Annotated in this window: 9 protein-coding genes and 3 pseudogenes; 2 read left to right on the top strand and 10 right to left on the bottom strand. The window is 43.6% G+C overall.

Annotated elements, in window-relative coordinates; translation table 11 throughout:
• Window positions 1-215: 215 nt before the first annotated feature.
• The 8 genes and pseudogenes from V7K60_RS34555 to nifB form a co-directional block, all read right to left on the bottom strand.
• On the bottom strand, window positions 216-1622 hold the full coding sequence (locus V7K60_RS34555; protein ID WP_334932685.1) for a site-specific integrase: 1407 nt from the start codon (window positions 1620-1622) through the stop codon (window positions 216-218).
• A gap of 98 nt (window positions 1623-1720) precedes the next feature.
• Window positions 1721-2635 (bottom strand): annotated as a pseudogene (locus V7K60_RS34550) (nitrogenase component 1); the annotation flags it as partial.
• 161 nt (window positions 2636-2796) lie between these two features.
• Entirely contained in the window at window positions 2797-3690 is an 894-nt protein-coding gene (gene nifH, locus V7K60_RS34545) for a nitrogenase iron protein (protein WP_334932683.1), read from the bottom strand.
• 342 nt (window positions 3691-4032) lie between these two features.
• Complete coding sequence (locus tag V7K60_RS34540; protein WP_334932681.1) at window positions 4033-4389, bottom strand: globin domain-containing protein; 357 nt, start codon at window positions 4387-4389, stop codon at window positions 4033-4035.
• Window positions 4390-4612: 223 nt separating this feature from the next.
• Window positions 4613-5512, bottom strand: a complete 900-nt coding sequence (gene nifU / locus V7K60_RS34535) for a Fe-S cluster assembly protein NifU (RefSeq protein ID WP_334932679.1) — start codon at window positions 5510-5512, stop codon at window positions 4613-4615.
• 149 nt (window positions 5513-5661) lie between these two features.
• Window positions 5662-6870 (bottom strand): cysteine desulfurase NifS, encoded by a 1209-nt coding sequence (gene nifS / locus V7K60_RS34530; RefSeq protein ID WP_334932677.1) that lies wholly within the window; start codon window positions 6868-6870, stop codon window positions 5662-5664.
• A 66-nt stretch (window positions 6871-6936) separates the two neighbouring features.
• Complete coding sequence (locus tag V7K60_RS34525) at window positions 6937-7293, bottom strand: 4Fe-4S dicluster domain-containing protein (protein WP_334932675.1); 357 nt, start codon at window positions 7291-7293, stop codon at window positions 6937-6939.
• A gap of 126 nt (window positions 7294-7419) precedes the next feature.
• Window positions 7420-8865: a nitrogenase cofactor biosynthesis protein NifB gene (gene nifB, locus V7K60_RS34520; protein WP_334932673.1), complete on the bottom strand. Its 1446-nt coding sequence runs from the start codon at window positions 8863-8865 to the stop codon at window positions 7420-7422.
• 1138 nt (window positions 8866-10003) lie between these two features.
• On the opposite strand from nifB, the gene V7K60_RS34515 reads away from it, so the two are divergent.
• Complete coding sequence (locus tag V7K60_RS34515) at window positions 10004-10582, top strand: Uma2 family endonuclease (protein WP_334932671.1); 579 nt, start codon at window positions 10004-10006, stop codon at window positions 10580-10582.
• 61 nt (window positions 10583-10643) lie between these two features.
• On the opposite strand, the pseudogene V7K60_RS34510 reads toward V7K60_RS34515, so the two are convergent.
• Both V7K60_RS34510 and V7K60_RS34505 read right to left on the bottom strand, forming a co-directional pair.
• A pseudogene (locus V7K60_RS34510) lies at window positions 10644-10984 on the bottom strand (XisI protein).
• Complete coding sequence (locus tag V7K60_RS34505) at window positions 10966-11361, bottom strand: element excision factor XisH family protein (RefSeq protein WP_334932740.1); 396 nt, start codon at window positions 11359-11361, stop codon at window positions 10966-10968. Before V7K60_RS34505 ends, V7K60_RS34510 begins: the two are co-directional and overlap by 19 nt.
• A gap of 74 nt (window positions 11362-11435) precedes the next feature.
• Between V7K60_RS34505 and V7K60_RS34500 the strand changes: the two are divergent.
• Window positions 11436-12365: pseudogene (locus V7K60_RS34500) on the top strand (NAD(P)-dependent alcohol dehydrogenase).
• Window positions 12366-12542: the final 177 nt, after the last annotated feature.

Below are 12542 nucleotides of genomic sequence, written 5' to 3'. Positions count from 1 at the left end.
TTTAATCCCAATGACATCGGCAGGTTCTTGCAGGCATGGAGATAGCAACAGAGGTAGCAACAGGGTAGCAACAGGGTAGGTAGCAACAGCCTCTAATCTAAACACAGTAAGTAATGTAATCAAAGTGTTGCTACCTAAAAATTATAATGCCGCTAAAAAATCAAAATTTTTGCACCCAAAAATCAAACCAAGAAGTAGACGAACTCTGCAGTGGGTCAATTAGACAGTACTTCACTAATTTGATGCCGTGCCAGAGCTTGCCTGAGATATTCCACCTCAGCCCTTAGCCGTGCGTTCTCCTCCTTCAACGCATCAATGCCATCTTTTTTATCTACTGCCTGCTTAATTACCTTCTTCCGGTTCTCCAAGCTAAACCACTTCTGATAAATCTCAGTGTGAATCTCAACGGAATGCCCCAAGTTGTCAGCAGCAGCTTTAATTGGAATGCCCATCATGTGCGCTCGAATCGCCCAAGCATGGCGTAAGTCATAAGGTGTAAACGGAATATTTACGCGTCTAAACCATGATGAACAATTAACCCGAATAGTGTTGATATCTGTAAAACTAGTTCTGTCAGTAGTTTGAGCTTTTAACAGTTCCAGACACTCTACGTTTTTTAAATCAAACAAGTAAACCCATTCAGGATGTAGTGGTAAGGCTTCCCTATAACCAGTCTTAGTATCTGGGTGAACCTTCCATGTATTATCTTTATTTTCAGGATTCAACCACCAATCAATTTCAGGGTTTACAAACAGTTCTCTTGGGCGTAGTCCATAGGTAGCAAGCATCCCATATACCCATTCCCACATCTTCCAACTGTCTAAACAATTCTTTTTAATTGTCAAGCTCCTAGTCAATGAATACCGATGAAAAGATTCATGACATTTGATCACATCCTGATCGCTGGGGATATCCCTAGCCTGACTTTTGGGTTGTGTGGCTTTGAAATGTTCAAGAGTGAAGCTAGTTAAATTAAGAGTTGATTTTAAAACTTTCAACGATTTAACGGCGCTGTATCTGGCAGTATCTTTCGTCAACTCTGCAATTTTTTTGTCAATCTCCGATTGAGTCAATAAAGTATCTACCCCAATCAGTCGCCGTAAATAATCCTTGTAATAGAAAAAGGTGTGTTTACTTTTTTCTGTTATTTTGTGTGTTTTGAAATACTCAGTTTCAAACTCTTCTAAAACATCACCAAGTGTTTGGGATCTGTTTGCGTCCCTAGCTGTTTTACCCAGATATTTGTCAGTCCATTCAAACTGTTTACGGGCAAGCAGTTTGCCTAGCTCGTTTGCTTCTTCCTCTGCTGTTCTCAACCCGTCCAGGCTTGCAGGGATATTCAGCGAAATCTTGTACTGCTTAAAACCAGTTCCTTTAGTGTCGCGATCGCCTGGCTTGATGGGTAGGGATGCTTGCAATTGAATTGTGTCCCGTGCCACGACCAAACCCACTTTCACCTTAGCGGCTTTTAGACGGGCCCTAGTGTCTGTCAAACCTTTATCAAATTTGCGTTCCAGATGCTGCCGAGTAGCTTTCATTTGTTTTTGTATTCCTAGATAGCTGCCATCGGTAGATGCTGGCGGAGTGAAATCCTCAAAAACGTCCTGTGCCTTGCTTTTCATTGTGTCTTAAATGTGTCTTAAAATTTAGTCCATTTAGAACAATGTTTAAACTAAGCAAAGTTAGACGTGGACTAAATCCTGGTATCACAATGTATTAAATCATATTTTGTACAGGGTATACCGTAAGCTTCTTCCATGTGACGGCTGATGTAGTTCATCGACCGATAGCAGTGGATGAGGTTCATCTTCACATTGGGGGTCATCAACATTTCGTTGATGGTGCCATCACCTGACCACTGAGCGACTACGCGCAAGCCGAGTTCTTCTAACAGGATGCGGCTAGCCCAAGCATCACCACCGATGTTGTAGTCACCAATGATGGCTACATCATAAGGAGTACCTTCAAACTGAAGTGTACCGTCTTTCTTAGCTTGGTCGGATCTGGTGAACACCCAGTCACGAACCATGTCGTTAGCAATGTGGTGTCCCAAAGATTGGGAAACACCCCGGAAGCCTTCGCAACGCACAGGTACAACTGGCTTGCCAATTTCTTTCGATGTTTTCCGAGCAACAGCTTCGATGTCATCCCCAATTAGACCGATGGGACATTCAGATTGAATGGAAACACCACGGTTGAGGGGAAAAAGTACATCAAGTTCTTGGATGAGCTTGGTAAGTTTCTTGTCACCACCGAAGACGATATCTCGTTCTTGGAAGTCGGAGGTGAAGTGCATGGTACCAAAGGTATCAATACCTGTGGTGCCGATGTAGTAGTTACGACGACCAGACCAAGACCAGTAACCGCAACCTACAGGCCCGTGGCTGATGTGAATCATGTCCTTAATAGGACCCCAGACCACACCTTTAGAACCGGCGTAAGCACAACCACGAGCGGTCATTACACCAGGGAGGGATTTGATGTTAGACTTAACGCCGCAGTCGGACTTACCTTCTTCGTATACGTTTAAGTGCTTTTCCCGCTTTTTCTTAGCTTTATCGGGGTAAGCGTTTAGAACTTCTTTAATTAGTTCTTTTCTTTCTTCGATGATGTTTTGATTTTCTGGAGGTGTCATACTTAGTTAGCCTCTGTGACTCGTAAGGATCGGGGGCATAGGGGGACTAGGAGTCCCCTCTAAAGTTAGGGGGGAGATGCAGGTGAGAGGGTCAAAAGTAAAAGTAAGATATGGAACTCTTGCTTTTTCCTTGTGCTAGAGCATTATTTGTTAGCAGCGAATTATACTACAGGGACTTCAGTAGCAGTCTTGCCAACCAACATTGCAGCATTTTCCTCGCTTTCGAGAATACCGAATTCAATCAACAATTCTTCTAGTTCTTCCATTTCGATAGGTGTAGGAATAGCCAGATTCTTGTTGTCGATGATCTTGGTAGCCAATGTCCGATATTCGTTAGCTTGGTTGCTTTCTGGTGCGTACTCGTTAACAGTCATCCGGCGCAATTCTGCGTGTTGAACGATGTTGTCACGGGGTACGAAGTGAATCATTTGGGTGTTCAACCGTTTTGCCAAGGTTTCGATCAATTCGATTTCTCGGTCTGTGTTACGGCTGTTACAAATCAAACCACCCAAACGCACGCCACCAGTGTGAGCATACTTGAGAACACCACGAGCAATGTTGTTAGCAGCGTACATCGCCATCATTTCACCGGATGTGACGATGTAGATTTCTTGTGCTTTACCTTCACGAATAGGCATAGCGAAACCACCGCACACAACGTCACCTAATACGTCGTAAGATACAAAGTCTAGGTTTTGGTAAGCACCGTTTTCTTCTAAGAAGTTGATGGCGGTGATGATACCGCGACCTGCACAACCTACACCGGGTTCTGGACCACCAGACTCTACGCAACGAACGTCACGGAAACCGGTTAGCATCACTTCTTCGAGTTCTATATCTTCTACTGCACCACGTTCTGCGGCGAGGTGAAGAACGGTTGTTTGAGCTTTGCTGTGTAGCATCAAACGGGTGGAGTCAGCTTTAGGGTCGCAACCGACGATGAGGATGCGTTGACCCATTTCTGCCATAGCTGCCAAGGTGTTTTGGGAGGTGGTAGATTTACCGATACCGCCCTTACCATAGAAAGCTATCTGTCTAATGTTTTCGTCTGTCATTGTTCGTGTTTTCCTGCAATTGGTTGGTTGGTGGGTATGCGCGTTTGTCAGTTGCGTTCACGCCAGTTGAGCGACAGTAGTGAGCGCGTGTAGAGCATCGTTGGTAGCGTTGGCATAAATGCCTGCTGGGGGCGATCGCTCCACAGCTAAAATTATTGAAAGTAAGTACATATATTTCCTGGTTAAATTTCTTTTCTTTTTGTTCTTTGTCCTTAGTCATTAGTCAAATAACTAATGACTAAGAGCTTACGCAATTTACAAATACGTCATAATGTGTTTCAACTGGAAAAACTAAATAGGACTTGATGTTGTTATTTGTCAACAATCAATGCATCAGTCCTATTACTTGTTCAAAATAGCGCTCTTGAAATTTGAGACGCGTTCTAGCGCAGCTTGGGTGTCTTCTGGCGACTCTCCACGCACAGCCATTGATTCACTCAAAAGCTTGGCGATCTCATCAAAGTGCTGTTGCTGTAAATTCATTCCGGCGTGGGTTTTGTCCATTGGACGACCTGCGTATTGCTTTGGCCCCTCAAAAATCTGAGATAAGAAGGCAACTAGATGATTACGTTGCTTGACCATATCTGTACCAGCAAAAATGGGATTGAGGAGGCTGTCTGTCGCAATACGTTTGTGGAGTTCATCTACTATTTGTTCAATAGCTGGTTGTCCGCCAAGTTTGTCGTACAATGTACTCATATCCTGTTCCTTTGAAGCGAGTTGGATGATGAAATTTGCAAGTAGGCACTTAATCTATGAAGCCTATATGCTGTTAGCCGTTATAGCTAAATTAGCTATTGGTTGTCGGTAGGATTGAAGCATTGATGTGGAGACAATTATATGGTTCAAATCCTACTTTCTGTTCCTGGCTGAATGCATATTAGGGCGTATTTGTAGATTACGTTAAGTCCTACAGCAATTCCTAAACTGCTTCGACTACAAGGCTCTTGCTGACACGATCTTGTAATCTGGCTTCGATCGCAATTTTCAGAGTTGCTGTACTACTAGAACAGGAACCGCAAGCACCTTGCAGTACAACTTTAACGCGATCGCCTTCGACATCATATAGTTCTACATCTCCGCCGTCTGCAATAAGTACGGGTCTGACTTCTTCATCAAGAACTTTTTGAATTAGAGCAATCTTTTGCACGTTGGTTAGCGATCGCTCTTTAGACGTAACAATTTCTGTGGCAACTTTTACGCCGTAATCGTTGATAGCAGGTGAGGCGTATTCCTGTTGAACTGATTTAATTATATCATCAATGTTCGCCAAACAGGAACCGCATCCACCACCAGCTTTTACATAATTTGTTACCTCTTCGGCACCAGTGAGATTATTTTCTAGAACGACGCGGCGAATTTTGGACTCGCTGATGCCAAAGCAGCTGCAAACTAACGCGCCTTCATCATCATCATCGTGGGTAGCTAGAGGAATGCCACGATAATTATAGATAGCGGCTTCTAGCGCTTCTTGTCCCATGACAGAGCAATGCATCTTTGCTTCTGGTAAACCACCCAGGTAATCTGCAATGTCTCTGTTGGACACTTTCAGGGCTTCATCTAAGGTTAAACCTTTGACCATTTCGGTTAATGCACTAGAAGATGCGATCGCACTAGTACAACCAAAGGTCTGAAAGCGAGCATCTAAAATCTTATCAGATTCTACTTCTACTTTCAGGTGCAGTCTCAAAGCATCGCCGCAAGCAATGCTACCGATTTCTCCCGTTGCAACCTTAACTCCAGCTTCGCTCGTTTCTTCAATTTCTCCCTGATTTTTGGGATCGTAAAACAATTCTAATACTTTATCAGTGTAGTCCCACATATTATTAAGTTCTGAGTGGTGTTAGCGGTAGCGGGGCGTTTAGCCCGTGCTGTACATGGATAGCGGGGGTTTAGCCCATGCTGAGTGGGGAGTGGAGAATAGTTAATTCTTTATTCCCTATTTGCTATTTTCTATCCCCTACTCCTTAATTAACGATGCGCCAGTGCTTGTTCTTGTCCTTGCAACCAACCTGCGTCATCATTTTTGAAGGGTGAGAGGGCGCGTAAACGTTCTACAATACTGGGCATTACCTCTATGACTTGATCGATTTCGGCTTCTGTGGTGTAGCGACAAAGACTGAAGCGTATAGAACCGTGCAAAGTTGTATAGGGTAAGCCCATTGCCCGCAGGACGTGGGAAGGTTCCAGTGAACCGGAGGTACAAGCAGAACCGGATGATGCACAGATACCGTATTTGTTCAATAACAGTAGGATTGCTTCACCTTCGATGTACTTGAAGCCGATATTGGTTGTGTTAGGCAATCTCTGCGTAACGTCACCATTAACTACACAATCGGGAATTGTCGCAAGTAAAGATTGTTCGAGGCGATCGCGCAGCCTTCTTTCTCTTGTGGCCGCTTCTTCTAAGTGTAACAGTTCTAGTTCCGCAGCTTTGCCCAAGGCGATAATTGCTGGAACATTCTCTGTTCCCGCTCTCCGTCCGCGTTCTTGGTGTCCCCCAAGAATGAAGGGACGGAACCGAACTCCGCGCCGGATATATAAAGCACCAATTCCTTTAGGTCCGTGCAACTTGTGACCAGACAGGGTTAACATATCTACGGTGCTAGTTTTCATATTTAAGGGGATTTTTCCCACTGCTTGCACCGCATCTACATGGAAGATAGCACCATATTCTTTCACGCGCAACCCAATTTGCTCAATCGGGAAAACCGTGCCGGTTTCGTTATTAGCATACATAATTGTCACCAGGGCGGTGTTACCTGTCAAGGAAGCTTCTAGTTCATCTAGATCCAACTGCCCTTGATGGTTTACTGATAGATAGGTAACACTGTAACCTTGGGTTTCTAATTGTTTGCAGACATTGAGTACTGCTGGATGTTCAACTTGGGTGGTGATGATGTGCCGCTTTTCTGGTTGCGTTAACAGTGCGGCTCGAATCGCCGCGTTATCTCCCTCAGTTCCACAACTTGTGTAGACAATTTCTGACTCATCGGCTCCCAGGATGGCTGCAAGTTGTTCTCTTGCTGTTCTCACTGCTTTACCGACTTGCCCACCAAAGGTATGCATACTGGAGGGATTGCCGTAATAATCTGTCAGGTAAGGTAGCATTACCTCTATAACTTCTGAGTCTACCTTAGTGGTGGCATTATTATCGAGATAGATGCAGTTATTTTGCATTGTTGTCTTCAATTACGTTAGCGTAGCGTTAGCGACGTAGGAGCGTCATTACGAATTACGAATTATTTAAGCTTCAGATCTCACTGATTGGGATTGACGCTTTTGCAACTGTTTGGAGTAAGTCTGGGAATAGCTGTTAAACCAACGCTCCCAGTAATCTTGTTTATTTGTTAATTTAGCAACTACGCGGTTGTAATTGGTAAACCAGCCTTCCCAATAATCGCTAGGCTGCTTAACGCAACCGTCGCAGGTGGGGCAACCAGCTTTACACTGAGGCATGGTATGAATGCTACCAATACAATTTGTACAAAGTTCAGGGTCAATCCAGTGCTGTCCGTCAACCACTTTTACTGCATTTGTGGGACATACAGATAGACAGAGATTGCAGGAAATACACTGGCTAGTAAGAATTTTGTAAGCCATGATTTATTCTCCTTTTTTGGGAATGGGGCAGTGGGCAAGTGGGCATTGGGCATCGGGGAGGCTACTGGCGGTATTAGGGATAATTCTTCTTCTATTCCCCATGCCCCATGCCCCATGCCCTATTCCCTAATTCCCTAATTCTTTAACGTATTGCTCGTAAAACTCCAAAGCAACCTTCTCAATCACGTCGTAAGCTTCAACACTCTGTATTCCAGCTTCTTGCAATTTTTCTTGAGGACTGTTACCAATCTTGGAGACTAAAACTGCTTTGCAATCTGCGATCGCTTTCATAATATGCTCAAAAGAAGCTTCCTCGCCGTATCCACTTTGGCAGTATTGGTCAATTTTGCGATGACCGACAAAGCGAACTTCGTTTCCATCCACTTCGTAAATTTGGAATTCTTTGGCATGACCGAAGTGCTGGTTAACCAATCCGCCACCTTTGGTTGCTACTGCAACCAGGACTTTGGGATTGTTGGCAAATTTCTTGCCGACTAGCGCCTTGTCTTTGGCTACTTTCAGTTCTTCTTTAAACTTCTCAATACCGTCGTGAACTTCTTGGCGTTTGTCCATGTCGTATTCTGGAGTCATTTCCAAGAATTTCTCTTTGGAAAATTCTTGGCTGCGGTCTTCTCCCAATAATCCGACTGCATCGGCACGGCACTGGCGACAGTGACGCATCATTTTCATGTTACCAGAGCAGTTGTCTTGAACTTCTTTGAGTTCTTTGGGTGTGGGACCGCGTTGACCAGTTAAACCGAAGTGTGTGCCATGTTCTGGTGCAGAAATCAATGGCATGATGTTGTGCAAAAATGCACCTTTCTCACGAATGACTCGATTCACTTCAACTAAGTGCTGGTCATTAATTCCGGGAATCATTACAGAGTTGACTTTACACAAGATGTCAGCATCTTTCAGGGCTTGCAATCCTTCCATCTGTCTTTCGTGGAGAATTCTTGCGCCTTCAATGCCTTTATAACGCTTGCGGTTGTAGTGAACCCAAGGATAAATCTTAGCACCAATCTCTGGATCTACCATGTTAATGGTGATCGTAACGTGATCTATATTTAATTGTTTAATGCGATCAACGTAGTCAGGCAGCATTAAACCATTGGTTGATAAGCACAGCTTGATATCTGGTGCTTGCTCTGCAATCAACTCAAATGTGCGGAAAGTCTTATCTGCGTTCGCCAATGGGTCGCCAGGGCCAGCAATTCCCACAACTGTCATTTGGGGAATCTTGCCGCCAATGACCAAAGCTTTGTGTGCTGCTTGTTCTGGTGTTAGCAATTCACTAACTACTCCAGGACGGCTTTCGTTAGCGCAATCATATTTCCGGTTGCAATAGTTGCATTGAATGTTGCAGGCTGGAGCAACTGCAACGTGCATCCGGGCGTAGTGGTGATGAGCGTCTTCGCTGTAGCAGGGATGTTTCGCAATGCGTTCTTGGAGCTTTTCGTCCCTTTCCACGGCGGCGCTGCTGGGGCTGTCGCAGCCGCAACCACCTGATTTTGCTTGGGTTGGCGATTCCGTAGCGTTGGAGTTGAGGAGTCGTGTAGACGGTGATGTCATTGAGTTTCGCAAAAGGTCGGTGGACTTGGCTGCCACTGTGGGAGATGCTGTTGCTACTTTTTCATGCCCAGAATTGAAGTCGCGTCTTCCACACTGCCTGCAAACCCTTGGGTTCGGGCAACTTGTTTTCAAGTAAAGCAGGCGATGAATCTTTAGATGTTCGGCTGGTGTGTGTCAACGTTCGGTTCTTGGGTAGAATTTGTGCTTACAGCCGCGACTTCTATTCACTTCAGGCATGGTGCTATGTCATCCCTCCACTCACTCTTCGCTTTGTTTTGTTTCAGAGCGTTAGGTGATTGGCGATATAAGATTTATAGCAGCCATCTCTCAGCCAGATGTTGCGTCTCTCTAGGATAGAATTTATTGGATTTATTACATTTGTACTCAAATACTAAAAACCTTAATTCTTCAAGCATTACAAGAATTAAAAAAGTTTTTTTCAGGTAGGGGTTCTAGTATTTTTTGGTTAGGGTTCTAGTGTTTATAGATGGGGGTTCAGGATTTCTTTGTACTCAGCTAAAACCCAATCCCAGCAATAACTTTAACTAAATTGAAACTAGGTTTGGGTTATTTAAATGTGTACTCAGATTGCCCTCAATTTGCGTCAAAAGCAATAAATGCCAAGGGTTTGAGGGTAAAAAACTGGAGTAATCTATATTGTTTTACTCCAGAAACCTGCGAAATTCAATTCTGTATCTAACATATCATTTTTTTGACAGTAAAAATGCACTTCATATTTTTTTAATTTTTCTTTGACAATGATGTTCAATTGTGGTTCTAAGCCTTATTGGGTAAGCCGTATAAGCTAATGGAAATAGAGGTATTGCTGCATATAATTTTCAAAAAACTTAACTTTTAACTCCTTTTTTTTCATTCCCACAATCAGGAGATGGGTAGGAAACTCTCAGATTTTGTGTTTGAGAGAAACAACAAACTATAATCTAACATGATTGAGCGATCGCAATGAATTTTCTGAATTGCTCATTACAAACCTTAGCAAAAAACCCAACTACCTTCCCGTGCTAGGAAAGGGAAAAGTTTAAGATCTTTCTTCTTTTAGGAGAGATTTTCCAGATACCACTCTTTGTTGCTGATACTATTTAGCTACAATCAAACCAAGCATAAAAAAATCTTAGTTATGATCACTATCCCCCAACAGCCGCCAAAAATGACCGTTGAGGAATATCTTAAATGGGAACCTCAGCAAAACCTTCGCTATGAATATGCCAATGGCGAAGTATTTGCGATGACAGGCGGTACAATTCCCCATAACGACATTGCACTTAACTTGTATACTGCCTTACGCCCCCATTTGCGTTCCAGAGGTTGTCGAGTGAATGTGTTAGACGTGAAAATGCAACTCACTCCCCAGAGCCGCTACTATTATCCTGATGTTATTGTCAGTTGCGACCCTGAAGACCTGAATGCCCGCAAATTTATTCAATATCCCAAGCTGATTGTCGAAGTTCTTTGCCCAGGTACAAGCGCTAAAGATCGGGGTGAAAAATTCACTTATTATCTAACAATCCCCAGTTTGCAAGAGTATATCTTGATTGAGTCAGAAAAAATCTCCGTCGAACGTTACTGTCGGGGTGAGGGTAGGATGTGGCTTTACTATCCCTACACGGCTGGAGATATCGTCACTCTATCGAGCATTGAATTTGAGTCTCCGATTGAACTGCTGTATGAAGGTATTGTATTTACCACTGGAGAATAAACAGAATGTTCCATGTTAACTTTTAAAGAGCGATGTCTACGACGGGCTGCGCCTACGCACCTTAAGCAACTGCATAGCCAGTGTATGGTCTTAACTCCGGTGGACGAAACCCCAGAACAATGTGTTCTTTAGGAATTCCAGCCGTTCTAAATCGGCGGCAATGCCTTCTTCCGTACCATCCCGTTGAATCCAGATTTTGCCATCAATTAGGTCAATATGAACCAGACAGCCGTGAATGCGGCGATCACTATCCCAACCTAGATCCATCCACAAATAGCAATCACGGGTTCGATCAAACACCACTTCTGATTGAATCTTGGCATAGGAATAGGGTAGCGATGCATATTCACTGAGGATAGTTTCAATTACCTGGCGATAGTCGTCTAACTTGGTGTAATCCATTGTTTAATAACCTCCTGTTTTGGATCAAAGGTAATCAGCTTTAAACGATGATTTATCGGTAACAGTTTGCCGATAGGTTGTTCAAATAAATCATTAAAAATACTGTTAGGTACTGCAAGATATAATACTCGTTCTGGCTCTAACTCAATTAATATATCTTGATATAAAATATACTGACCCAACACATTTTCTAAATCATCAACATCCAAACTGTCGGTAAAACTTTTAATCACAACAGCAATTTTGAATTCTGCTTTTTCCGCTGCTAACAGTTGTCTAGCACCTAAATCAACATACAAATCTTTTTTACCAAACTTCAGAGTCAGTGGGTCATGAGTAATTGTCCATTTATCTTTAATCAAAGCATTTTTAACAATCGCTACACTAGATTTATCAGGAAAAACAGGCTGTCTGAGTTAATTCAGCAAAATAGGATAGCAGGAGGAATGCGGTGAAAGCAGTCATTATCCGTCGGTATGGTGCGGCTGAGGTGTTGGAGTACGAAGACGTGGAGCAACCGAAAATTGAGGCAACGCAGTTACTTGTGAAAGTTCGTGCTAGTAGCGTTAATCCCATTGATTGGAAAATTCGTCAGGGGATATTGAGTTTGATTGCTGGCAGCAAATTTCTGAAGATTCTGGGGTTTGATGTGGCAGGAGATGTTGTAGCAGTTGGTTCTGGTGTCAGCCGTTTTAAACCAGGAGATACTATTTATGGCAGTACTAGCTTCCCTGGAGGAGGGTATGCCGAATTTACAGCAGTTCCAGAAAACTTGGTGGCGCTCAAACCAACGAATTTATCTTATGAAGAAGCTGCGGCTGTGCCGTTAGCAGCGCTCACGGCTCTGCAAGCGCTGCGAGATCAGGGAAATATTCAAGCAGGACAAGCTGTATTGATTAATGGGGCTGCAGGAGGTATGGGCAGTTTTGCAGTACAAATTGCTCACGTTTTAAGGGCAGTGGTGACGGGAGTTAGCAGTAGCAAAAATTTGGATTTGGTGAAATCTCTAGGAGCAGACCGCGTGATTGATTATACGCAGTAAGATTTCACCGAAGATATAGCGCAGTATGACATTATCTTTGATGCAGTGGGTGAGCGATCGCTCTCTCAAACCAAAAGAGTCCTCAAACCCAATGGAATTTATATCACCACACTACCCAGCCCCGAAGTCTTCTTAGAGAGCGTCTTAACGGCGTTCCTTCCAGTTCAAAAAGCTAAATTTATCCTGCAAAAACCCAACACACAAGATTTGATTTATCTGAAAGAATTGGTTGAAGGGGGTAAAATTCGTGTGGTGATTGATCGCACGTATCCCTTACAAGAACTAGCGGCGGCTCATGGTTATAGCGAAACTGGGCGTGCAGTGGGAAAAATTGCGTAGGCGCAGCCCGTCGTAGACATCGCAGTTTCTAGTTGACTTTTCAAACAACCTCTCATATCATGTCCGGCTAAAGACTTATCATTTAGACCACAGGGGTCAGGGGGAAAGAGGCATTTCCGACTTTTGCACAGATGCGCTAATCATAAGTGATTAACCGGACTTGATATCAGACCTTTT

It is taken from the genome of Nostoc sp., from assembly GCF_036917555.1.
Lineage (GTDB): Bacteria > Cyanobacteriota > Cyanobacteriia > Cyanobacteriales > Nostocaceae > Nostoc.
This window is presented reverse-complemented; position numbering and strand designations above follow the sequence as displayed.

Bases quoted from the DNA above. Each gene is read 5' to 3' on its own strand.
- V7K60_RS34555 (WP_334932685.1), bottom strand. From the start codon at position 1,622: ATGAAAAGCAAGGCACAGGACGTTTTTGAGGATTTCACTCCGCCAGCA.
- nifH (WP_334932683.1), bottom strand. From the start codon at position 3,690: ATGACAGACGAAAACATTAGACAGATAGCTTTCTATGGTAAGGGCGGT.
- V7K60_RS34540 (WP_334932681.1), bottom strand. From the start codon at position 4,389: ATGAGTACATTGTACGACAAACTTGGCGGACAACCAGCTATTGAACAA.
- nifU (WP_334932679.1), bottom strand. From the start codon at position 5,512: ATGTGGGACTACACTGATAAAGTATTAGAATTGTTTTACGATCCCAAA.
- nifS (WP_334932677.1), bottom strand. From the start codon at position 6,870: ATGCAAAATAACTGCATCTATCTCGATAATAATGCCACCACTAAGGTA.
- V7K60_RS34525 (WP_334932675.1), bottom strand. From the start codon at position 7,293: ATGGCTTACAAAATTCTTACTAGCCAGTGTATTTCCTGCAATCTCTGT.
- nifB (WP_334932673.1), bottom strand. From the start codon at position 8,865: ATGACATCACCGTCTACACGACTCCTCAACTCCAACGCTACGGAATCG.
- V7K60_RS34515 (WP_334932671.1), top strand. From the start codon at position 10,004: ATGATCACTATCCCCCAACAGCCGCCAAAAATGACCGTTGAGGAATAT.